This window comes from Rhizobium leguminosarum, from assembly GCF_002953715.1.
Taxonomy (GTDB): domain Bacteria; phylum Pseudomonadota; class Alphaproteobacteria; order Rhizobiales; family Rhizobiaceae; genus Rhizobium; species Rhizobium leguminosarum_V.
On sequence record NZ_CP025012.1, the window covers coordinates 2,069,366 to 2,091,133 of the forward strand.

At 57.3% G+C, this 21,768-nt stretch carries 18 protein-coding genes and 2 pseudogenes; 6 read left to right on the forward strand and 14 right to left on the reverse strand.

All coding sequences use genetic code 11. The annotated features are described in order from the left end of the window. Positions 1-135 precede the first annotated feature (135 nt). The 4 genes from CUJ84_RS10520 to CUJ84_RS10535 all read right to left on the reverse strand — a co-directional run bounded on the left by CUJ84_RS10520 (position 136) and on the right by CUJ84_RS10535 (position 6,408). Positions 136-3,060 carry a 2-oxoglutarate dehydrogenase E1 component gene (locus tag CUJ84_RS10520; protein ID WP_105008150.1) on the reverse strand — a complete coding sequence of 975 codons (2,925 nt, stop codon included), beginning with the start codon at positions 3,058-3,060 and terminating at the stop codon, positions 136-138. 624 nt (positions 3,061-3,684) lie between these two features. Next, a complete protein-coding gene (locus CUJ84_RS10525; protein WP_105006150.1) occupies positions 3,685-4,428 on the reverse strand; it encodes an ATP-binding cassette domain-containing protein in 744 nt (247 codons plus the stop codon). Next, positions 4,418-5,434, reverse strand: a complete 1,017-nt coding sequence (locus CUJ84_RS10530) for an ABC transporter permease (protein WP_105006151.1) — start codon at positions 5,432-5,434, stop codon at positions 4,418-4,420. Before CUJ84_RS10530 ends, CUJ84_RS10525 begins: the two co-directional genes overlap by 11 nt. A 26-nt stretch (positions 5,435-5,460) precedes the next feature. Then, on the reverse strand, positions 5,461-6,408 hold the full coding sequence (locus tag CUJ84_RS10535) for a substrate-binding domain-containing protein (RefSeq protein WP_105006152.1): 948 nt from the start codon (positions 6,406-6,408) through the stop codon (positions 5,461-5,463). Positions 6,409-6,694: 286 nt separating this feature from the next. Between CUJ84_RS10535 and CUJ84_RS10540 the strand changes: the two genes are divergently transcribed. Both CUJ84_RS10540 and CUJ84_RS10545 read left to right on the forward strand, forming a co-directional pair. Further along, positions 6,695-12,208 (forward strand): ATP-binding sensor histidine kinase, encoded by a 5,514-nt coding sequence (locus CUJ84_RS10540; RefSeq protein ID WP_105006153.1) that lies wholly within the window; start codon positions 6,695-6,697, stop codon positions 12,206-12,208. A 174-nt stretch (positions 12,209-12,382) separates the two neighbouring features. After that, a complete protein-coding gene (locus CUJ84_RS10545; protein WP_105006154.1) occupies positions 12,383-12,895 on the forward strand; it encodes a GNAT family N-acetyltransferase in 513 nt (170 codons plus the stop codon). On the opposite strand, the gene CUJ84_RS10550 is transcribed toward CUJ84_RS10545, so the two are convergent. The 3 genes and pseudogenes from CUJ84_RS10550 to CUJ84_RS10560 form a co-directional block, all read right to left on the reverse strand. After that, positions 12,852-13,208: a DUF488 domain-containing protein gene (locus CUJ84_RS10550; protein WP_105006155.1), complete on the reverse strand. Its 357-nt coding sequence runs from the start codon at positions 13,206-13,208 to the stop codon at positions 12,852-12,854. The genes CUJ84_RS10545 and CUJ84_RS10550 overlap by 44 nt on opposite strands. Positions 13,209-13,232: 24 nt before the next feature. Beyond that, a complete protein-coding gene (locus CUJ84_RS10555; RefSeq protein ID WP_105006156.1) occupies positions 13,233-13,826 on the reverse strand; it encodes a peroxiredoxin family protein in 594 nt (197 codons plus the stop codon). A gap of 145 nt (positions 13,827-13,971) precedes the next feature. Next, positions 13,972-14,151 (reverse strand): annotated as a pseudogene (locus CUJ84_RS10560) (NAD(P)-dependent alcohol dehydrogenase); the annotation flags it as partial. Positions 14,152-14,392: 241 nt separating this feature from the next. Here CUJ84_RS10560 and CUJ84_RS10565 point away from each other — a divergent pair. The 3 genes from CUJ84_RS10565 (at position 14,393) to CUJ84_RS10575 (ending at position 16,605) form a co-directional block, all read left to right on the forward strand. Further along, the gene (locus tag CUJ84_RS10565) at positions 14,393-15,433 is read left to right on the forward strand and encodes an alpha/beta fold hydrolase (protein WP_105006157.1); all 1,041 of its coding nucleotides are present in this window, start codon (positions 14,393-14,395) and stop codon (positions 15,431-15,433) included. Between the two features lie 69 nt (positions 15,434-15,502). Continuing rightward, positions 15,503-15,697, forward strand: coding sequence for a hypothetical protein (locus CUJ84_RS10570; RefSeq protein ID WP_158686920.1), 195 nt, complete (start codon positions 15,503-15,505; stop codon positions 15,695-15,697). A gap of 131 nt (positions 15,698-15,828) precedes the next feature. Next, entirely contained in the window at positions 15,829-16,605 is a 777-nt protein-coding gene (locus CUJ84_RS10575; RefSeq protein ID WP_245457557.1) for an aldehyde dehydrogenase family protein, read from the forward strand. On the opposite strand, the gene CUJ84_RS10580 is transcribed toward CUJ84_RS10575, so the two are convergent. The 4 genes and pseudogenes from CUJ84_RS10580 to CUJ84_RS10595 form a co-directional block, all read right to left on the reverse strand. Next, positions 16,517-17,215 (reverse strand): type 1 glutamine amidotransferase domain-containing protein, encoded by a 699-nt coding sequence (locus CUJ84_RS10580; protein WP_105006160.1) that lies wholly within the window; start codon positions 17,213-17,215, stop codon positions 16,517-16,519. The two genes, CUJ84_RS10575 and CUJ84_RS10580, sit on opposite strands and share 89 nt — an antisense overlap. A gap of 94 nt (positions 17,216-17,309) precedes the next feature. After that, the gene (locus CUJ84_RS10585) at positions 17,310-17,783 is read right to left on the reverse strand and encodes a YybH family protein (RefSeq protein WP_105006161.1); all 474 of its coding nucleotides are present in this window, start codon (positions 17,781-17,783) and stop codon (positions 17,310-17,312) included. A gap of 286 nt (positions 17,784-18,069) precedes the next feature. Then, a pseudogene (locus CUJ84_RS10590) lies at positions 18,070-19,132 on the reverse strand (NAD(P)H-dependent flavin oxidoreductase). 275 nt (positions 19,133-19,407) lie between these two features. Further along, on the reverse strand, positions 19,408-19,764 hold the full coding sequence (locus CUJ84_RS10595; RefSeq protein ID WP_199788834.1) for a hypothetical protein: 357 nt from the start codon (positions 19,762-19,764) through the stop codon (positions 19,408-19,410). On the opposite strand from CUJ84_RS10595, the gene CUJ84_RS10600 reads away from it, so the two are divergent. Next, the gene (locus CUJ84_RS10600) at positions 19,685-20,350 is read left to right on the forward strand and encodes a VOC family protein (protein ID WP_105006163.1); all 666 of its coding nucleotides are present in this window, start codon (positions 19,685-19,687) and stop codon (positions 20,348-20,350) included. The two genes, CUJ84_RS10595 and CUJ84_RS10600, sit on opposite strands and share 80 nt — an antisense overlap. 48 nt (positions 20,351-20,398) lie before the next feature. Here CUJ84_RS10600 and CUJ84_RS39260 read toward each other — a convergent pair whose 3' ends face one another. The 3 genes from CUJ84_RS39260 to CUJ84_RS10615 all read right to left on the reverse strand — a co-directional run bounded on the left by CUJ84_RS39260 (position 20,399) and on the right by CUJ84_RS10615 (position 21,731). Further along, positions 20,399-20,713 carry a hypothetical protein gene (locus CUJ84_RS39260; protein ID WP_158686921.1) on the reverse strand — a complete coding sequence of 105 codons (315 nt, stop codon included), beginning with the start codon at positions 20,711-20,713 and terminating at the stop codon, positions 20,399-20,401. Between the two features lie 129 nt (positions 20,714-20,842). After that, positions 20,843-21,079: a tautomerase family protein gene (locus CUJ84_RS10610; RefSeq protein ID WP_105006164.1), complete on the reverse strand. Its 237-nt coding sequence runs from the start codon at positions 21,077-21,079 to the stop codon at positions 20,843-20,845. A gap of 25 nt (positions 21,080-21,104) precedes the next feature. Further along, complete coding sequence (locus CUJ84_RS10615) at positions 21,105-21,731, reverse strand: DsbA family protein (RefSeq protein WP_105006165.1); 627 nt, start codon at positions 21,729-21,731, stop codon at positions 21,105-21,107. Between the last annotated feature and the right edge of the window lie 37 nt (positions 21,732-21,768).

Below are 21,768 nucleotides of genomic sequence, written 5' to 3' on the forward strand. Positions count from 1 at the left end.
TGTAGCTGTTGTAACCTATTTTGTAGGATCAAATGCAGCACGTATTCCGACGACTCTCGCTTCCTAATAGCAGCGTATTCTCATCATCTCTTTGATATTCAGGTGCCTTGCGACAAGGCCTTCGATTTTGACACCTCAGACAGCGAAAGCTTCGTCCATTATCGCCTGAAGTTCGGCGGCATGGCGTGACATTTGTCCGGTTGCGGTCGAGGCTGAGGCCGGACGGCCGACATAACTCGGCCGTAGAGCCACTCCACGTCCCTGGCCTGACGACCACTCCACGTAGGGTTCGACGAAGGACCAGGCGCCCATATTCTTCGGCTCCTCTTGGCACCACCATATTTCGGCGTCTCCGAACCGATTCAGCTCAAGGGCAAGCGCCTTGGCGGGGAACGGATAGAGTTGCTCGAGCCTCAGAATGTAGACGTCGCTGACCGCGCGCTTGCGTCGCTCGGCCTCAAGATCAAAATAGATCTTGCCTGAGCACACAAGAACTCTTCGGACCGATGAAACCTCGACCAGGTCACCGTTGCCTTCCGCATCGTCGCGAAGGATTCGCCTAAACGACGATCCCGGACCGAAGTCGCTGAGATCGGAGCGGCACCGTTTATGCCGCAACAGGCTTTTCGGCGTCATGAGGATGAGGGGCTTACGAAACGGCCGGGCGATTTGTCGTCTGAGCAGATGAAAGTAGTTGGCGGGAGTAGTGCAGTTAGCTACCTGCCAGTTGCCCTCCGCCGAGCTTTGGAGATAGCGCTCCAGGCGTGCCGATGAATGCTCTGGCCCCTGGCCGTCATATCCGTGCGGCAATAGGCAGACCAAGCCTGACATGCGCAGCCACTTCCTTTCGGCCGACGACAGGAACTGATCGAAAATGACCTGCGCGCCGTTGGCGAAATCTCCGAACTGCGCTTCCCACATGACGAGGCAATGCGGCTCGGCGAGAGAATAGCCGTACTCGAAGCCGAGCACGGCGACCTCCGATAGCATTGAGTTAAAAGTCTCGCACGGCGCTTGGTCTGCGCTCACATGACTGAGCGGCAGATAGCGCTCGCCGGTTTCCTGGTCGATAATCACCGAGTGGCGCTGAGAGAACGTTCCTCTTTCGCTGTCTTGGCCAGAAAGGCGCACAGGATGGCCTTCCCTCGCTAGGGATCCCATGGCGAGAGCTTCGGCCGTAGCCCAATCCAAATCTCGTCCGCTCTCTACAGCCTTTCCACGCGCATCGAGGAACCGAATAATCGTGGGATGCGCCGCGAAGCGATCAGGCAGCGCGGTTATCGCCCGCCCGACCTCCCGTAGCGCCGCCAGATCGACGCCCGTGGATTCCGAAAAATCTTCCCTTTCAGGGTCACCACGTTCCAGCCCTGCCCACCTACCGTCAAGCCAGTCGCCCTTGTTGGGCCGGTAGCTCTTCGATGTTTCCAGTTCTGTCTCGAGATGAGCCGACCAAGCCGCGCTGGCTGCATCGACGTCCGCTTCGGCCAGTATCCCCTCCGCGGCCAGCCGCTGGGCGTAAAGTGACAGAGTGGACCTATGGGATCGTATTTCCCTATACATCGCCGGCTGCGTGAACGAAGGCTCATCGCCCTCATTATGGCCGTACAGCCTGAAGCACATAAGATCGATGACCACCGGGAGGTGAAACGTCTGACGGTACTCGACCGCGAGCCGTGCGACCCATGCGACGGCTTCTGGATCATCTCCGTTGACGTGAAAAATGGGCGCGTCGACGGCTTTCGCTACGTCGGAAGGATAAGGCGAAGAGCGCGCGTAGCTTGGATCAGTCGTGAACCCCACCTGGTTGTTTATAATGAGATGCACTGACCCGCCGGTTCGAAATCCTTTTAGTCCAGACAACCCCAGACTTTCCGCGACGATCCCCTGACCCGCGAAAGCTGCGTCCCCGTGGATTAGGAGCGGCATTACGCCAGATCGCTCGACAGCATCGCCCCTCTGCTCCTGCTTGGCCCGAACCTTCCCCAAAACGACAGGGTCTATGACCTCAAGATGGGAAGGGTTCGCCACAAGCGACAGATGCATTTTCCTGCCTTGGACGACGCGGTCGGAAGAGGTTCCAAGGTGGTACTTGACGTCTCCAGATCCTTCCACGTCATCAGGAAAGGACGAACCCCCTTTGAATTCGCTGAAGATGGCCTGGTGAGGCTTTCTAATTACCTGACCCAGAACGTTCAGGCGCCCTCTGTGCGCCATGCCCAGAACGACTTCAGTTACGCCCAGCTCCGCTCCCCGCTCAATTATCTCCTCAAGCGCGACTATCGTCGTTTCCGCACCGTCGATCCCGAACCTCGTGGTACCGACGAACTTTTTTCCAAGGAAGCGCTCGAAGCCGGTAACCTCGACCAGCGTCTGGAGGATCGTGCGCTTCTTCGCCTTGTCCGGTTCAGACCTCCGCCCTTCGGCGTACCGCTGCACCCACCCTCTTCTAGCGGGATCAGCAATGTGCATGTATTCAAACCCAACCTTTTCGCAGTACGCGCTGCGCAAGGCTGAAACGAGCTGACGTACGCTCGCGGCCTCAAAGCCCATGACACCATCTACGAAGACTTGACGGTCCAGATCCGCCTCGTCGAAACCATACGACGATGGATCGAGTTCGCTATCCCTCGCGCGCGGATTCAGCTTCAGGGGATCCACGTCCGCTGAAAGATGTCCTCTGGTTCGGTAGCTCCTGGTCAGCGCCAAAGCGCGCGCGGTGTCACGTGGTGCAAATTCTGGCGAGACCGTGAGCTCAGCGATCGCCTCGGCTTCGGCCTTCGCCGGCACATCAGTTTGGTGCCAATTGCCGTCTAATACCGCGGCCAGATCGCCATGCAACGGAACAGGCCAGTCCACCCCCTTCCGAGACGCCACCTTCTCGACGTCGCGGACGTTATCGCCGAGCTGGTTGAAAAAATCGCGCCATTCTGGCCCTACAGAACTCGGATCCTTGGCGAACCGTGTTTGTAGCTCTTCAACATAATACGCATTGGTGCTGTCGAGGAAAGATGTCTGACGGAAGGCTTCGTTCGCCGGCTGTCTTGTAAACGCGCTATTCATTTCAAACACCTGGACCCGACTGTTCAAATATTGCTGTTCGTGGATCAGCTCAGCGTCTTGCCCAGAAGCACAACAGCGCGGGCGTATTTTTCCGGACCTGCTTGAGAAGACTAATTCGGACAAAGGCCCTGCAGATCCCGCCGATCGATGTCCCTACAATCCGCCACTGCCCGCGCCGCTCCAATTGCACCATGGTATTGGAACCGGCCCTGCAACGCGGCGGAACGTCGTACCGATACCTAAGTTCAGTTAAATCGTCCGCCTGAGTGCGCTACCTTCAAGTTGTCGTTGACCTCCCACTCTCGAACGAATGTTCAAGACCAGCGACACGCTCCGGCGCCCTCCCCTCCGCCGGGGCCAGCGGCCAACAGAGGCCCGCTTGGGCCGTCTCTCCCGCCTTAGAGACGGCCCACCTTTTCAAAGAACAAATGGGAGGGATCGCACCGGAGGGTCTATAGCAACCGCGATAAACTCGGAAGGCCAAAGCCACCGGTTGTAGAATGCCGTTGTCCCGAGTTTGCAAGCACGACGTCCGCCATACAGGGAGCTGTTGCTGATGATATTTGGCTGCAGGGATGCCCCCTCGAAAGCTAGATCGGCTTCGCTGGTCGACGCACCCTTTTGCTAAATTATCCCGGCCATCATCTTAGTGAGTTGCATCTCATTTAAGTTCGCTTTGTCGAATGTGCCGACCGAACGCCCCCGAAATAGCACTACAAATGTATCTCCGATCGAATAGGCGTGCTGCACGTTGTGCGTGACTAAGATCACGCCAATCCCGGCCTCTTTGGCCCGCCGGACATAGCCTAGCACCCTTTCGACTTGCTTGACTCCGAGGGCAGATGTCGGCTCATCGAGAATCAGGATTCGCGCGCCAAAATACAAGGCTCTCGCCACCGCGACGCCCTGCCGCTGACCGCTAGAAAGCGTTCCAATTGGAAGTCGGACGGCGGCGGAACTGACGCCTAGGTCGCGCAACGCTCCCTCAGTAATGGCTATGGCTTTCCGTTTGTCGAACATCTGGAATGGCCCCCAACCTACCGTTGGCTCACGCCCGAGAAAAAAATTGCGGTACACGGGCATGATTGGCACGACCGCGAGGTCTTGGAAAACCGTGGCGATACCTCTTTCGCGTGCTTCGGCGGGAGAACCTAGTCTCACGTCGGCACCGCTTATACGAACCGTACCGCTGTCCGCCCTTTCCACTCCGCTCAAAATATGAAGGAGCGTCGACTTGCCGGCACCGTTGTCACCTAATAGGCAGACCACCTCGCCGGGCCGGACGGAAAGACACACTTCGTCTAATGCCGAAACATCCTGATAGAACTTTGTGACTTTGACTGCCTCAAGATAGGGTTCACCTTTGATGGCCCGCCCTCCGCGGTTTCATCGCCTTTAATCTGGCATAGTTATTAATGAGGACCGCGAGAAGGAGCACAACGCCAAGAAATGTCATAAACCAAACGTCTGGCAGCGGCGTGAAAAAAAAGCCCTGTTCCACCATGCCGAACAAAAGCGCTCCCAAAAGTGAACCTATAGGGGACCCGTATCCGCCGGTCAGCAGAGCACCGCCAATGACCGCAGCCGTCACCACCTCGAACTCGCGTCCAGTCGCTGCGTTTGCATCGCTTTGGTTTATGGCAAAAATGTCCAGAGCGGCAACCACCACCGCTGAAGCCGCCACTGCTATATAAAGTATCACTTTAACTCCTTGCACTGGAATCCCCAACCGCACCGCCGCTACCTCGTTGCCGCCGGTTGCGTAAATCCAGTTGCCAAAGGCAGTTTTTTCGAGAACCCAAGCCCCCAGAACCGCTATCAGCACCCACCAAACGAGCGATACTGAAAAAGGACCGATCGAATTCGCAAACAGAGATGCCAAATGGTCCTCGCTGACAATATCTCGAACACCGTCTATCGTCGTCGTTCCAACCAACATTCGCAAACCACCTTGCGCACAGCCTCGAAGAATAAACAGCATTGCAAGGGTTATGATGAACGAGGGTAACCTAGTCTTAACAACCAGAAGACCGTTCACTGTTCCAACAATTGAGGCCGCGACCATAGCGACGGCGAACGCAGCGGCAAACGGCCAACCGCAATATACCGTCAAATATCCTATAATCGATTGACTCACTGCGACCATCGCCCCAACGGAAAGGTCGAACTCACCGGCAACAAGCAACAGCGTGACAGGCGCGGCGATGATACCAATCTCGGCTCCAACCTCAAGATAGTTGCGAGTCATCGGCAACGTTAAAAAGCCCGCTTGACCGGTAAAAATCGCAAAAAAAGAAAAGACAACTATCGTTCCAATAACTGCGGTCAGTTCCGGTCGCGAAACCATCGAAAGAATGACCTTGGCCGTTCGCATGTTAGGTTTCCCGAGTCGGTCGCACCTTAGCGATCGGTGGCCTCAAGTCGGCTTACGTTGCTTTGGGTTATCACCACCGGGCCGGTAATTAGCCTTGGCTCGGCCGGCCGGATCGCTTGGCGAACATACAAATCTAGCATAACCGCGGGATAGTAGCCTTGAGCATACTGCTGTGCATCGAGCGCAAAGTCGAGTTGGCGAGCTTTCAGAGACCTAATGGCGCTCGCCGTCATATCGATCGTGCCCCAGTGAATGTCCTTGCCCTTTTCCCCAAGATCGGCGCGGACCTGCATCATTGCTGTGATACAGCAGCCGCCAATAGAGAATACCGCATCAATCGACGCGTCCTTCTGGAGCTGCGACTCGGTGATTGCTTTAATCCGATTTGAGTTGTTGAAATCTGACAGCGGGATTTCCGCCAACGCCGATGTTCCCACAAACGCTTTCTTAAATCCGTTCGTGCGTGCGTCCAGGAACGGCAAAGCCCCCGGAGGAGCGGTAATTATCAGCGCGTGTTTGGATCCCAAGGAATTAAACTGAGCGGCGCCGAGCTCGCCTTGAGAGCCCGGATCGTCCCCCACAAACGCGAGCGCGGCCACGTTTTCAACCTGATCGCCTCCCTGGTTAACCAAAACCACAGGGATCCCCGCATCCGACGCCTTCTTGATTGTCGCGTTCAACGACGACGGCGTTGGATCAGAAACGATAATTCCGTCGGGCTTGGCCGCGATCGCTGCTTCAAGATTTCGGCGCTGCTGGTTGGGATCGTTGAGATTATTCTCAACGCCACGGTATTGGACTTCGACGCCCAAGTCCTTACCCGCCTGCTCCAATCCCTTGATCACGCTCACCCAATAAGTATCTGATGGCGGGGAATGGGTTACCATAATGAAGATGGAGCCAGCCCTAGCTGAACCATGAACTACGAAAAAGAGTGCGGCTAACGTAACCGCGAATGCCAGTTTCTTGACCATAACATCCCTCACCTGCACGATTTATGCCTCTAGGGAGCCGATACCGCTGGTTTCGCCCATCTCACGATATATTCCTTTTTCCAACAAAACGGAATATACGATAAAGAAGGGAATTCAGTGAAGCGTTGCATCGTTGTGCCGCCAAATGCAAAACGGGCGACGACAAAACGTCGGGCTAGAGACCGCGATCAACGAGTTAGTCGTTGGCGACGTTTTGCATCCTACTTTGCGTTTCGTCGACACTCACCGCAGGTATCGTTTTTTGGACAATCGTGGAGCGTGATGGATGGATCCCCAGATCTCGCTTGGCGCACGCGGAGGCGGTCTGAGCATCTTGTGGGAAGATGGCGAGCGCGCGCTTTGTCGAGGGGTGATTTCCGATGGCAACAAGTCCTCACGCAACGTACTCACACTGCACCTCACTTCAACCTCCCCCCGCCCGGCGAGCATCGACCGGCTGGCAAATGAATTTCAACTCAAAGATCACTTGGACAGGGGGTGGGCCGCCCGCCCGCTAGAATTTGTTCGCGAGCCGGATCGAACAATGCTCGTATTGGAGGACCCCGGTGGCGAAGTGCTCAGCCAGAGAATTGGTGAGCCGATGTCGGTTGACGAGTTCCTTAGACTGGCAATAGGCACCGCTGCGGCGCTAAGTAGAGTTCACCGACATGGCCTTGTCCACAAAGACCTCCGGCCGATCCATATCTTGGTAGATGGTCCAAACGCCGATGTGCATATAACTGGTTTTGGACGCGCTTCTCGGCTTCCTCGCGAGCGTCAGACACTAGCTCCCCCCGACTTTTTGACCGAAACGCTCTTATATGTAGCACCCGAGCAAACGGGGAGGATGAACCGTTCGATAGACTCGCGCAGCGATCTTTACGCGCTTGGAGCTATTTTTTACCAAATGCTGACGGGAGCGTTACCATTCTCGTCGTCTGACCCGATGGAGTTGGTTCATTGCCACATTGCGCGCACTCCAACTCCGCCGCATGAACGACTAGCAACTATCCCGATCCAGGTCTCTAACATTGTAACAAAGCTGCTCGCCAAGACGGCCGACGATCGCTACCAGACAGCGGCCGGCGTGGAATATGATCTCCGGTTATGTTTGGCCGAGTGGCAAGTCAAAAGGAACATCCATCCTTTTGCAATAGGCGTCTTTGATACGCCTGACCAGTTGATAATGCCCGAGAAACTTTACGGCAGGGATTTGGCAATCACGTCCCTAATGGATGCTTATGACCGCGTGGCAGCCAACGGCACTCCTGAGTTGATTACAATTTGCGGCTACTCGGGGATTGGCAAGTCTTCAGTAATTAATGAGCTGGAAAGGCTACTGCTTTCTTCCCGTGGTATGTTCGCAACTGGAAAATTCGATGAGCAAAAACGCGATATTCCATATGCAACTCTCGCCCAGGCGTTTCAACGCTTGATCCGCGGTCTCTTGAGCAAAAGTGAGACTGACCTGGATTTCTGGCGAGATTCCCTGAAGGGGGCATTAGGAACGCAAGCGCGGCTTCTTGTGGATGTCATACCCGAGTTGACGCTGATAATAGGTCAACAAGGCCCTGCTCCCGATCTTTCGGTGCAGCAGGCGCAGCAGGCTTTCCAAATCGCCCTCCGCCGGTTCGTCGGGGTGTTCGCTACCTCGGACCACCCCCTAATATTATTCCTCGACGATCTACATTGGGCCGATTCGGCGTCACTTGATCTTCTGCAAGATCTCACGACACACTCCGAATTGCGGTTTCTGTTAGTAATCGGCGCATATCGAGAAAGCGAAGTTAACCCGAACCATCCGCTGGTATTGAAGTTGGAGGCGATCAGAGACGCGGGTTGTGAAACCGGACAGATAGTGCTGCAGGCCCTTAGCCCAAAACAGTGTGAAGAATTTGTTGCCGACGCTTTACATCGCACAAGGTCGCGCGCGGCCTCGCTTGCTCGGATACTACACCAGAAGACTGGCGGGAACCCATTCTTCTTAAAGCAGTTCCTGTCGGGGCTTTACGAGGAGGGTCTCGTTTCATTCGATCCAGCCAAGCGCGAGTGGTTTTGGGATCCCAGCGAGATACGACGGAAGCAGCACACCGAGAACGTCGTCGAACTGATGGCCGGTAAACTCGTCCAGTTGCCGACAGAGACAAGAATTGCATTGCAACAACTTGCTTGTCTTGGGACCAGCGCAACGACGTCGATGCTTTCAACGGTACTCTCGATGTCGGAAACGCGCGTCGACGCTGCACTGTGGGAGGCAACCCGGCGCGAATTCGTCGAACACAGCGACGGATCGTATCGGTTTTTCCACGATCGGATTTTGGAGGCCGCGTATTCGCTGATCCCTGAACAAACACTCGCCCACACTCATTTACTCATCGGCCGTCTACTCGTATCGCACACACCAGTTGAACAGCGAGAAGAGATTATTTTCGACGCCGTCACCCATCTCAATCGAGCTAGAGAGCTGATTGTTTCCACGGAAGAAAAAGAGCAACTCTCTGAGTTAAATTTGATGGCGGGAAAAAGAGCAAGGGCTTCGACGGCCTACCATCAAGCACTCAAGTTTTTCGAGGTTGGGGCTTCGCTCTTGACCACCGAGGCTTGGGAAAATCGCCACGAGACCGCCTTTGCGCTCGAGTTCTACCGCGCCGAATGCGAGTTTCTTATTGGCGAGATGAGAATTGCGGAAAAACGCCTCAATCTACTTTCTTCTCGATGTGCAAACGGTCTTGAGCGGGCAAATGTCGCGTGCCTTCGCATTGATTTGCACACGACCCTCGACGAATGCGACGAGGCCGTCGATGTATGTATCGGATATCTACGGTTCCTAGGAGTTAACTGGGTCGCGCATCCTAAGCGTGCGCAAGTGAAGCGCGAGTATGAAAAGATTTGGAAAAACCTTGGTTCTCGGACGATAGAGCAACTAAGTGATCTACCATTGACGAACGACGCCATCGCTCGCGCTACGTTAGACGTGCTTACGCGGGTCCTTCCGTCAGCGCTGTTTACGGATGCAAACCTGCTTTCGCTCGCGATCTGCCATTCGGTCAACATCAGCCTAGAAAAGGGCCACGGCGATGGATCGTGTGTCGCATACGTTTTTTTCAGCAAAATAGCAGGACCACAGTTCAACGATTTTGACGCTGGGTATCGCTTTGCCAACCTCGGTTATGAGTTGGTCGAGAAACGTGATCTCGAAAGATTTCGCGCTCCCACTTTGCTTTGGTTCACTCAGTTTTCATTGATGTGGACGAAGCATGTACGTTTCAGTCGTACAGTAATAATGCGAGCGTTTGAGACAGCGACGAAAGTCGGCGATTTAAATTTTACAGTCTATTGTTGCGACAACCTTAACACCAATTTTCTAGCCGCAGGCGATCATCTCGTTCACGCCGAGCGGCAAGCCGAGGCCGGGTTAGTACTCGCCGAACGCGCCCGCTTTGATCACATAGTGGACATCATGAAAGTGCAGCTCGGAGTAATCCGAAATCTGCGCGGGCTAACATATAAGTTTGGCTCATTCGATGACGAACAGGTAAGCGAGAATGACTTGGAGGCTCGCTACGCTAACGATCCCGCGACAAAGCAACCCGAGTGTTGGTATTGGATCAGAAAGCTGCAGACACGCTTTTTCGCCGGAGATTTTCCCGCGGCATTAAATGCCGCGACGAAGGCGCGCGACTTACTTTGGACGTCCGCTGCCATGTTCGAGATAGCAGAGTATCATTACTATCATGCGCTATCCCTCGCCGCGACCCAAGGCCGAGGAGGCCCCCCGGTTGCGAAGGAGGACATGATTGCTCTGGTCGCTCACCACAACCAGTTAGTGGCGTGGGCAAATATTTGCTCAGAAAACTTTGAGAACCGGGCCGCGCTTGTCGGTGCCGAGCTTGCTAGACTTGAAGGCCGCGATGATGACGCCGGACGCTTGTACGAGCTTGCAATTCGGTCCGCTCGCGCAAATGGTTTTATTCATAACGAGGCCATAGCCTATGAAACTGCGGCGCGCTTCTACGGTCTCCGCGGCTTCGAAGAATTTTTCAAACTGTACCTTTCCAAGTCGCGCGACAGCTACTTGCACTGGGGCGCGCATGCCAAAGTGAAGCAGCTAGAGTCGCTCTATCCGATGCTTTTGAACCCGACCCTCAATCCCGTAAAAGACGAAAGAACTGGAGCTGAAAGGTTCTTCGACGCTGACGCCGTCCTAAAAGCATCGCAGGCATTGTCTAGCCAAATTCTCTTGCCAGACTTGGTTGAGCGCCTGATGACGCTAGCGTTGCAAAATGCGGGCGCCGATCGCGGACTTCTCATCCTATCCCAAGACAACAGTTTCAGTATCGAAGCGGAGGCGTTGACAGAGGGGGAAGCGATTGTGTTGCGTCACGACCGCTCCGCGGCGCCGGCAATTCCACAAACGATCGTTCGTTACGTCATCAGGACACACGAAACCGTGATCATTGACGACGCAGCGGCGCAACACATCTTTTCGAGTGACCCATACATCGGCAGACAAAAGCCCAGATCCGTGCTTTGTCTTCCTCTTATCCGTCAAGGCGTTCTAGGTGGGTTACTGTATTTAGAAAATAGTCTGGCGTCGCATGTGTTCACGGAGGACAGGGCGCGGTTGTTGGAGGTTATCGGAACCCAGGCGGCTATTTCACTTGAGAATACGCGTCTATACGCAGATCTCCAAGAACGCGAAGCGCGTATTCGACGCCTGTTCAACGCCAATATCATCGGAATATTCACCTGGAGCCTGGACGGAACGATCACGGATGCGAATGATGCCTTTCTGCAGATCGTTGGATATCAAAGTGACGATTTGGCCTCGGGTAGCATGCGATGGAAAGATCTGATGCCCAGCGACTGGGACCCGGAGAACGACCGAATTATCGGCGAGATGCTTGCAACCGGCGTTGCGACGCCGTTTGAGGGAGAATACGTTAGGAAGGACGGCAGCCGTGTTCCCGCCCTTATTGGCGCCGCACTTTTTGATGGCCGACCAACAGAAGGCGTTGCGTTCGTCATTGACCTCACTGAGCTCCGACGCGCGGAGTGGTCTGCCCGTGACAGCGAACGCCGATATCACGACAGCCAGTTAGCTCTCGCACATGCCAACCGTGTGACCACTTTGGGACACCTGGCAGCATCGATAGCCCATGAACTTAGCCAACCCCTGTCCGGCGTAGTTGTAAATGCGGAAGCGGCAAGATTGCTACTGAATGAGAGACCGAATTTGCCCGAGGCGCGAGAAGCTCTCGGTCGGATCGTGAGAGACGGCACCCGCGCTAGTCAAGTATTTAGCCGAATTCGTACTCTTATCAAAAGAAAGCCGCCGGAGAGGTCTTGGCTTGATATGAACGTTGTCGTTGGCGAAGTAATCGGCCTAACGTCAGGCGAAGCGCACAAAAATGGGATATTGCTCAAAGCGAACTTGACTGAAGGTTTACCGCTAACTCAGGGTGACAGAGTGCAGTTGCAGCAGGTGTTGCTTAACCTGATCATGAACGCGCTGGAAGCGATAAAGCAGGGCAGCGGTGGACGAGGCGAAGTTCAAGCAACTACTAACTTTTCAGCGTCAGGCGAAATTCGAATATCCGTACGGGATACCGGACCGGGTATTGAGCCAGAAAATCTGGAGCTCATCTTTGGGGCATTCTACACGACCAAGGCCGAGGGATTGGGCATGGGGCTCTCGATTTGCAGGTCCATTATTGAGGCGCACGGTGGCAAGTTGTGGGCAGAGACCGCGTTTCCGGTAGGGACCACTTTCAATTTTGTTTTACCCGCCCCAGAATAACGGCAGATCGCGCATTTTTTTCATCGACGTCTTGGGCGAGTGCCGTGCAGGGTTCTACGCTGCCGCGCGACGGGCAGAAGGTTTCCTACGAATTGGGGCCGAGAGCGCAAGACGGGCAAGTCGAAGGCGGAAAACGTCCGCGGATTCTGACCAATCCATCGGCGGAGCGTTGCGATGAAGATCAGGACGGCCACCCTCGATGACGTGGCGGCGATGGGCGCGATGCTCGAGAGGCTGGTCGCCGCCGGCAAGCGAACTGCGGCGGCGGACGAAGAACACGTCGAAAATCCGCTCGGTATACGTTGCACTCTCGCGGAAGACGGCGACGGCAATCTCCTCGGGTTCCAGTCGCTGATCCACGCCGTCGAGGGCAAACATTACGACACGCCTGTTGGCTGGGATCATTGGCACGCATCTGTCGCCCGAAGCAGACGAACGGGCGTCGGCACCAAGCTGTTTGTGGCGAGCAAAGAGGCCACAATCAAGGCCGGGCTAACAAAGATCGAAGCCTTCATCGGCAAGGACAACTCGGTCGCGCAGGCATTACGAGCGGATGGGTTTCGAGACCTTTCGGCATACGGAAGCGGCGGTCTACGAGGTTTGGACACGAAGTTAAGGGAGGACCGCCCTTTTGAGGTCGCTTTTACGCCCCGTCCGCTGCCGCTTCAACTTTGCGCATCAGGATAATTGCATGATTATGGTCGTGATCGCGTGCGGCATAAAGCAAAGTGACGTCCTGACTCGACACCAATCCCCGAAGCTCGCCGAGGGCGCTATTGCAGCTCAGTTCCTTTTGATAGCGATCTTGGAATTCCTCCCAGCGATCGACGCGATGGTCAAACCATTTTCGCAGTTCGGTACTAGGGGCGACGTCCTTCATCCAGCGGTCAAGGCTGGCGTCCTTTCTTGAGAGGCCGCGTGGCCAGATCCTATCGACCAATATCCTCTCGCCGTCGGCTGTTGCCGGCGCCTCGTAGACGCGTTTAATCCTCACTGCCATCGCCTGCGATCCCCCTCGGTACTCCTACGCCTCGCCCAACGTTTCTGCCAGGATCTGGCCGTACGGAAAAAAGTCGTCCTTTCGGCCTCCGTTCCATGCGTCCCGAAGCGCCGGCTTTGTGATGTCCCAGTCCGCGAAGGACTTCGTGCAGACCGCGCGAAGATCAAGTCGCAGTTCCTCGACGGTGGGACGCCCGAAGAACCAATAGCCATTGTAAATCTTGTGAACGACCAGTTTCGGCTCGAGCACGATCACGTGCGGGATCATCGGATTGTGGATTGGATCGGTGTACTCGGCGATATCCAAGTCCTTCTGGATTATCCGTCGCGGGTCGGCCAGGAACGGCCACTGCGCGCCGACGCCGCTGCGATACTCGTGCGTCTCGGCGATAGCGTCGGTGCTGATCGTAACCATACGGCAATATCCAACGGTCATCTCTCGATGGAGTTGGAGCAATCCCTCCGCTTGCCGTCGGTCTTTAGGGCAGTAGCTTCCCCGACTAAGCACGACCACCGTCGGATACACGCCCTGGAGTTCAGAAAGCTTTCGGCGCTTGCCGGTGTGATCGCTCAGTTCAAAGTCGGGGAATACGGCGCCCGGCACGATGTCCGCTCTCATCTGTTCCTCCGATAAAGGCTCTGACCTGTTCCATCCGACACAGGAAACCTCACTCTTGCCTTCCGCGCCATTGCACTTAGGTGTCGCCGGGAACCCTTTCGGTGATAGGCGGCTGGCGAGCGTTGGGACCGCCTGCCGCTGCTTGTCAGGCGATGGATGTCATGTCTTTCAGGAAGTGATACCGGAGGTCGCTCTTCAGGACGCGCTCGTAAGCTTCGTTGACATCCTTGATTTTGATCGTCTCGATCTCGGGAACGATGTCGTGCTTTCCCGAGAATTTCAGCTTCCGCTTGAAGGATCCGATCGTCGAACCTGCGACGTTCCGGCAAGCGTGAAAAAACCCCGCCAGTGTCGAGTAAGGAATGTCTCGCATCTACTGGTCGCATCTCCCCGACGCTAACACACGGCAACGACGGCGCGCCGGCGTCGCGCCGATACGATGGTGCAATAGCGGGCCGTGCCCAGTTGACCCAAACTCTGCGGATAGTGAACCCAGCGGCCGGGCTGTCGAGCCACTCTCGAAGGACGCCGACTAGGGCTTGGCTTTTTCAACGGAGAACGCGGCAATGGGAAACACACAACTCGCAAGCCTGACGCGGCGTTCGTTCGGAGGCGTCGCGCTCGGCCTCACCGCTGCAGGGATACTTCCTGAACGCAGCACATCGGCGGCGGAAACCCATAGAGTCTCGGCGTCGCCGACATTGGCCACGTTCGACGACATCCGGCACGTCGACGCTGGAGATCTCAACGTCGCCTATGCGGAACTCGGCCCATCCGACGGATCTCCGGTCCTTCTGCTTCATGGCTGGCCTTACGACATAGACAGCTTCGCCGAGGTCGCGCCGGCCCTCGCCGCCCGCGGCCACCGCGTCGTGGTCCCCTACCTTCGTGGCTACGGTGGCACGAAGTTTTTGTCAGGCAAGACGAAGCGGAATGGCCAGCCCTCCGCTCTCGCGGTCGACACGATAAAGCTCATGGACGCGTTGAAGATCGAGAAGGCGACCCTGGCAGGGTTCGATTGGGGCGCAAGGACTGCGGATATCGTCGCTGCCCTGTGGCCAGAACGATGCAAGTCGCTCGTGTCCGTGAGCGGATACCTCATCGGAAGCCAAGCGGCAGGCGCAAAGCCCCTTCCCCCAACGGCGGAGCTGCAATGGTGGTACCAGTTCTATTTCACCACCGATCGCGGTCGCGATGGATACGAAAAGTACACGAACGACTTCAACAAGCTCATCTGGAAGCTCGCCTCCCCAAGCTGGAGTTTTGACGACACGACGTTTGCGAGGAGCGCCAAAGCCTTCGACAATCCCGACCATGTCGATATCGTCGTTCACAATTACCGTTGGCGATTGAGCTTGGCAAAGGGAGAGGCCCGTTTCGACAAGTACGAGGCTCTCCTTGCCCAATCGCCCGAAGTCCAGGTGCCGACGATCACGCTCGAGGGCGACGCGAACGGCGCACCTCATCCCGACCCGCAGGTCTACGCGGCCAAGTTCAAGGGCAAGTACGAACATAGGCTGGTCACTGCTGGGATCGGTCACAACCTCCCTCAGGAAGCACCGGAAGCATTTGCGAAGGCGGTCATCGACGCGGAAGCGATGGCATAGCGGCGACATCGCCAACGTAGTCGCCGCGTTTGAAAAGAAAGCAGCCCCGGAGATAGCAAGCTGACGGAATTGAAAAACGAATTGGCGGCGAGGCTGTTCGACAATTTCTTTGTCGGTGGTTGGTTACTGGCGTCCGGGAGTGAAACGAATGCCGTCATCAGCACTTCTATCAGAGAGATGGTGGCGATCCTTCTCTACGCCACGTCCGAAGAAGTCTACATAGCCATCCTTGCAGCCCGCATCGCATTCGATAGGGGAGCGTAGGCGCCCCTCGTCAACGGGGTGGCGGAATCTCACGAACGCCGCCAGCCGCTTTTTTCAAAACTCTGGACCGCGCAGGTGGCGGCAAGGTAACGAAGGTTTGCTTCACCAAAAGCGTCGCGACGGCTAGCAGCATCGCTTCCGTCGTCGCGGCACGGATGGGCCGACTGACATTCGAGATCGGCGGGAAGTCGGCCGCCATCCTGCTGCCGGACCTGGACATTGCCAAAGCGCTGCCGACACTCGAACAATTCACGATGCGGTTCTTCGGCCAGTTCTGCTTCTCTCAAACCTGTCTCGTCGTCCCTCGATCGCGGGAAGAGGAGATGGTCGGCGCCTGCCCCAGCCGCGTTTCTTCATTTCGAATGGTCGACCCGTGGTACCTGGAGGTGCATGTCGGACCCGTCCCCAACCGCGTGCAGTTCGACAAGGCAATGGGTTACATCGCGCAATGCGTCGAGGACGGGGCCAAAGTCACCGTGCAGACCTACGACGACAGCGACGAGGCCGTCGCCATCGCGTACGACACGGGCTTCGGCTTGAGCGGAGCCGTTTTCGGCGACGTCGACCGGGCACTCGACGTAGCCCGCAGAATTCCGACCGGCCAGATGCATTTGCCATGGAGCTGGCCGCGAGTGCGCCGTTTAGCGGTGTCACGATGTCGGGCGTCGGTCGAGAAGGCGGACCCGCTTGAAGCATTCCTTTTGAACACAAAGCGATCACCTCCCCGTCGAGCTGATGAAAGCATCGCTCTACGCACCCGAGCATTAAAAAGGCCGCGAGACAGGCGTCCCGCGACCTTCGGGCCCGAAATCTTCGAGCCTAGGCAGCCGTCGAAGCTTGGACGCTGGAGAGAAGCGCAACCAACGCTTGGGCGCCTGCCGTGGACGATGCTGGGTTTTGGCCGGTAATGAGCCGGCCGTCGGTAATGGCGAAGCTCTCCCAGTCGCCCTTCTTTTCGAACAGTCCGCCCAAGCGCTTCAGTTCGTCCTCCACCAAGAAGGGCACGACCTTTGTGAGCTGGACCGCCTCCTCCTCGGAATTGGCGAACCCGGTCACCCTCTTGCCCTTGACGATCGGCGCGCCCTTGTAGGTCACGTGGTGCAAGACGCCAGGCGCATGGCAAACGGCCGCGACAGGTTTGCCGGAATTGTAGAAGGACTCGATGAGGTTGATCGAATCCCGATCTTCGGCCAGATCCCACATCGGCCCGTGGCCGCCGGGGTAGAACACGGCGTCGAAGTCTTCAGAGCGCATGTCCTTCAGTCTCTTCGTGTTGGCGAAGACCTTCTGTGCCGCCTCATCTTTTTTGAAGCGCGTCATTGCAGGGGTCTGGTTTTCCGGAAGATCGCTTTTCGGATCGACCGGTGGCTGGCCGCCTTTCGGCGAGGCAAGCGTCAGTTCGATCCCGGCGTCCTTGAACACATAATACGGCGCCGCGCCCTCTTCGAGCCAGAAGCCAGTCTTGCGCCCGGTGTTGCCAAGCGTGTCGTGCGATGTGAATACCATCAGGACCTTCATCGTCGTCTCCTTCGGTCGGTTCAGCAGCCGGAGTTGGGCTGCGGGGGTACTATGTTCCCGAATGACGAGAGACGCAGTTGCACAATGGTATCGGTCAGCGCCCCGCATCGCCGAGGATCAGCTCTTGGTACGCCGCCAGCATCTTCGGGTCTTCGACAGATCCATGATGATGGAGCTGCAGCCAGGCCCCGTCCCTCCGGACGAACCACCGAGTCGTGCGGAAGGCCACCGTCATCGGCCGTTCCGGCGTCTGGCAGACGCCGCGCTCACGACCGACGAACAAGTGCCAGTCGTCTCCGCCCTGGCTGGAGAAATCGTGGAAGGTCACCTGCACATTCGTCCTGCCTTCGAAAATCCTGGAATAGCCTTCGGCAATCGTGCGCCATCCGCGCCGTATCCCTCCGATGGGGTTGTCCATGCTCGGTTCATGACCGACCGCCCAGACGGCTTGTACCGGGGCCAGGTCTCCTGAGTTGAACGCCCTGTAGAACTCTATAAGAGCGTCGAGAGCTCCCCCGTCTTCAGCCTTCGCCTCGTCTCCGGTGACTTCGAGAAGATTGCGTTGCATGGCGTGACCCTTTCGTAGGCGAACATCTAGGAGCGCGACGGAGCCGCACGGCGATCAGGATGGAAATTCGAGGGACAAAAAGCTATTGTACGATGGTGTGGCTAGTATCGCGCTCGTAAGGTGATGCGGCATTCGATCGAAAAACAACTAGCCGCATTGTTCGGTTCTTTGTTTCCCTTCGATGGCGATCGATGCGTGTGGATGGCGGATCGCGTCGTCTCCGGACTACGAAGAAACTGAGGCTTGATGGGCGCGATCAGCAGTCGCCTAGCTGACCCCGGAGCGTCTACCAACGACTTCCATGGCGGTCTCGAAGCGGGACTTCGTCGTAGGCCGGGAGCCGTGGCGCAAGGCGCGCGGCCTGCCCGGACCAAAGGTTGGTGAAGTCGTCCGAATCCAAGGCTTCGGCCTTTGCACGAATGGGCACCAGCGCGGCGGCGGCCATCGGGAAGGCTGGAGCGGATGGTGAGAGCGGCCCGACTTCCCGGACCAGCCGATTGACGACGTGCGAGCCGGCCGCCCCGTGAAGACGTTGGTGATGGCGGTGTTGTCGTCACAGGCGGAGAGCAAGGCGTGGGCGTGCATTTTTGGAATTCGCGCTTCCGGGCAGAGGAGATAGGCAGTCCCGACCTGCACTGCGGATGCGCCGAGCATAAGGGCCGCCGCGACCCCTCTCCCATCCGCAATCCCGCCGGCTGCGATCACCGGAACCCTTACGGCGTCGGCGACCTGAGGGACGAGCGCCATCGTTCCAGTCTGCGTGGACATATCGTCCCCGAGGAAGTTGCCGCGATGACCGCCAGCTTCAAATCCCATCGCGATGACGGCGTCGACGCCGTTCTCTTCGAGCCAGACCGCTTCTGCGACTGTCGTCGCCGACGATAGTATCTTCGCGCCGGTCGCCTTCACCCTCTCCACGAAACTCCGCTCTGGCAGGCCGAAATGAAAGCTGACCACGCTAAGGCGGAATTCTCGACCACCTCGCAGAAGGAGGAATCGAACGGAGCCCGCCCTGCGCCCGTCGACGGCACCGGAGGATCGAGGCCATGTTCCAGATAGTAGGGCGCGAGCAAGGCCTGCCATCGCTTGAGCGCGGCAGGGTCGTCGGCCGGCGTCGAGTGAGCGAAGAAATTGACGTTGATCGGAGCGTCGGTCGCCTCGCGTATCGCCGTCAGCGCCTCACGAAGCTGCGCGACGTTGTACTGCGCGCTGGGCAGCGAGCCCAGTCCCCCCGCCCGCGCCGTCGCCACCACCATCTCGAAGCTGGTCGCTCCAGCCATCGGTGCCTGGATGATGAGAATCTCGACCCCGAGCAGATCCAAGATACGGCGGTCGGTCCAAGTCCTCATCTCTTCCTCCTGCTGCTTTCCCGACCGGTATTTATCGCGCGCGGCATCATGCGTCCATTGAACGTTGATGTCAGCAAGGGCCTTGCGGGGGACACCATCGTACAATAGCGGGCGGACAGAAATCGTACGAAGGTCCACCTCACCGAGGGTGGGCAACCTGCTCGACCTCAACCGACAAGGCTGTCGCCGCGACATCGAGGCCAGGCTCGGGCACTACACGCAGACTCTGGCCGACAAGTAGGCAGACACGGTGCTCTCCTTTGCGATCCGCTCCTTCAGATAACGAAATCGGCGACTTTGAATTTCGCTATCTCCTTTTTTACTGTGAGCGCAATATCCGCGAGCGAGACGCTAATGAAGAAGCCTAGGAGGTAGATGTTGTGCGCAAGGTCTTCGACCGCGAATTTTAACGGAGTGGGTTGGTCTTGCACGAACGTATCGCCGACAGCCGCATGATGTGGGCCCGAGCACACCGACACCATCGCATAATAGACGGGCGGTCCGGCCTGGCTCATCGTCCCAATCAAGCCGTCCAACAAACGGGAGGCACAGATGACAGTCCAGGAGCGAGCAACAATTTCCCAAAAGACATCGGCCGGCGAAATCGACATGAAGCTTGAAGTCGTCGTCATTCCGGTGTCCGACGTGGAGAGGGCGAAGTCGTTCTACGTGGGTCTTGGATGGCGGCTTGACGCCGACGTATCCGGGCCGAACGAATTCCGCGTTATCCAGGTGACGCCGCCCGGCTCGCCCTGCTCAGTGATCTTTGGAAGCAACATCACCTTTGCAAAACCCGGTTCAGCGCAGGGACTTCATCTGATCGTCTCAGATATTGAGATGGCGAACGCGGCCCTTGCGGGACGTGGAGCTGAGATGAGCGGTGTCTTCCACGACGCGGGCGGCGTATTCCACCACAAGGGGACCGACGACCGGGTCGCCGGGCCAAACCCCTCCAGGGCGAGTTACGGCTCTTTCGCGTCCTTTGCCGATCCGGATGGGAATGGATGGGTTTTGCAGGAAATCACGAACAGGCTGCCCGGCCGGGTCGACGGGGGCGCCGCCTACTCCTCGTCCGCCGACCTGGCCAGTGCGCTTCGACGCGCGGCCGACGCACATGGAGAGCACGAGAAGCAGAACGGCGGCGTTCATGACGAGAAATGGCCCGAATGGTACGCGGCCCACATGCTCGCGGAAGTCGCCGGGGCCGCGACGATCTGAGAGGCGCTACCGATACCTTGGTACAATACACCGGGGGTTGAGCAGACCCTAAATTCGAAATAGCGTGAAACGACGGCCGTGTAAGCAACCCGCGTTGTTGGAGAGGTATTGCGAGATCGCTGTGGTGGCGGCGCGCAAACTGATTGCGGTGATCGACGAGACGTTTCGGTTCGCGAATCCCTGCCCGGTCTCCATCAATCTTTCGGCTTCGACGTGGTATCCTTCGCGTCGGCCGAGGAATTTCTGGACTCCCCGCAATTGGCCGGTTCCGATTGCTTGATTCTCGACGTCAAGATCGAAGGTATGGCAGGACCTGCGCTTCACCTGGAAAAGACGGAAGATCGACGTGCCCGTCGTTTTCATAACCGCCAGTCCCTGACGACAGCCTCCGCGCCCGTCTGCTGGCGCAGGGCGCGGCGGACTGTCTCTTCAAACCGTTTTCCGACGATGCGCTCAAGCAGGCGGTGTTCCGAGCGCTTGTCGGAAGATAGCTTAGACCTTCCTTGCGGCGACGATCTTTCGGTATTCCGACGTCGGCAGTCCGCCCCAGCCCCAGTTATCTAGATCGACTTCCTCGATCACCACGTAGGTGGATTCGAGCGGCTTGTTGAGGACGTCCAGCATCACCTGGCTAACGCCGGCGATGATCGCGGCCTTCTCCTCGGCAGTCACCGAATTCCTGTCGGGCTTCGTTCCTTCGCGCGTGATTTGTACGGTTACGATGGGCATTGAATTTCTCCTATCGGTTCGTGTGTTATGCTGCTGCCTTCAGCCGGGCCTCGAGTTCATCGACCTTGGCGTATCCCGGTGAAACCAATTGAAGCCGGGATTCCTTGCGGAGGAAGAGTGCCGGAAAGCTGGTGACGCCGATCGCACGGGCGGTCGCGAAGTCCGCTGCCGCCTCCTCGATAGTGCTGCGGAGCTTCCATATCTGCAGAAACTCTTCGGCCGACATGGGTCGCCCCACAGCCTCCAGCGCCCGCGACCCCACCTCCGCCAGTACCGCGCCCTTCGTCGTATCGAGGGCGTCGACGTAAAACGCATGCTGGAAGGCGCGGAAGACGCTCAGGATGTCGACCTGCGGGCGAAGGATCCGTGCGGTGACGACAGCGCGGCAGATCGGCTCGGTGTCGTAGACGAATCCCGTCCTTGCAAGCAGTCCTTCTCGATTGAAGGCCAGCCCGCTTGCTTCCTCTACCCTTTCCCAGTGATACAGCCGAAATTGCTTGCCGGCATCGTCGAGTACGTCGGTCGCTCCGGCACGAAGGCCGCCGAGTATGATCTTGAGCGTGATGTCGGGACGACGCTCTTCGAGAAGCGTCAGCTCTTTCCCGAACCCATAGCACCACGAGCACAGATCCGCGGCTAAAACCAGTTCCATATTTCGATCCTGTTGTTTCACAACCGCCCCCCCGCCC

Excerpts from the sequence above, each read along its gene's own strand:
- CUJ84_RS10520 (WP_105008150.1), bottom strand. The coding sequence starts at position 3,060 with ATGAATAGCGCGTTTACAAGACAGCCGGCGAACGAAGCCTTCCGTCAG.
- CUJ84_RS10530 (WP_105006151.1), bottom strand. The coding sequence starts at position 5,434 with ATGCGAACGGCCAAGGTCATTCTTTCGATGGTTTCGCGACCGGAACTG.
- CUJ84_RS10535 (WP_105006152.1), bottom strand. The coding sequence starts at position 6,408 with ATGGTCAAGAAACTGGCATTCGCGGTTACGTTAGCCGCACTCTTTTTC.
- CUJ84_RS10540 (WP_105006153.1), top strand. The coding sequence starts at position 6,695 with ATGGATCCCCAGATCTCGCTTGGCGCACGCGGAGGCGGTCTGAGCATC.
- CUJ84_RS10545 (WP_105006154.1), top strand. The coding sequence starts at position 12,383 with ATGAAGATCAGGACGGCCACCCTCGATGACGTGGCGGCGATGGGCGCG.
- CUJ84_RS10550 (WP_105006155.1), bottom strand. The coding sequence starts at position 13,208 with ATGGCAGTGAGGATTAAACGCGTCTACGAGGCGCCGGCAACAGCCGAC.
- CUJ84_RS10555 (WP_105006156.1), bottom strand. The coding sequence starts at position 13,826 with ATGAGAGCGGACATCGTGCCGGGCGCCGTATTCCCCGACTTTGAACTG.
- CUJ84_RS10565 (WP_105006157.1), top strand. The coding sequence starts at position 14,393 with ATGGGAAACACACAACTCGCAAGCCTGACGCGGCGTTCGTTCGGAGGC.
- CUJ84_RS10580 (WP_105006160.1), bottom strand. The coding sequence starts at position 17,215 with ATGAAGGTCCTGATGGTATTCACATCGCACGACACGCTTGGCAACACC.
- CUJ84_RS10585 (WP_105006161.1), bottom strand. The coding sequence starts at position 17,783 with ATGCAACGCAATCTTCTCGAAGTCACCGGAGACGAGGCGAAGGCTGAA.
- CUJ84_RS10600 (WP_105006163.1), top strand. The coding sequence starts at position 19,685 with ATGACAGTCCAGGAGCGAGCAACAATTTCCCAAAAGACATCGGCCGGC.
- CUJ84_RS10595 (WP_199788834.1), bottom strand. The coding sequence starts at position 19,764 with ATGACGACGACTTCAAGCTTCATGTCGATTTCGCCGGCCGATGTCTTT.
- CUJ84_RS39260 (WP_158686921.1), bottom strand. The coding sequence starts at position 20,713 with ATGAAAACGACGGGCACGTCGATCTTCCGTCTTTTCCAGGTGAAGCGC.
- CUJ84_RS10610 (WP_105006164.1), bottom strand. The coding sequence starts at position 21,079 with ATGCCCATCGTAACCGTACAAATCACGCGCGAAGGAACGAAGCCCGAC.
- CUJ84_RS10615 (WP_105006165.1), bottom strand. The coding sequence starts at position 21,731 with ATGGAACTGGTTTTAGCCGCGGATCTGTGCTCGTGGTGCTATGGGTTC.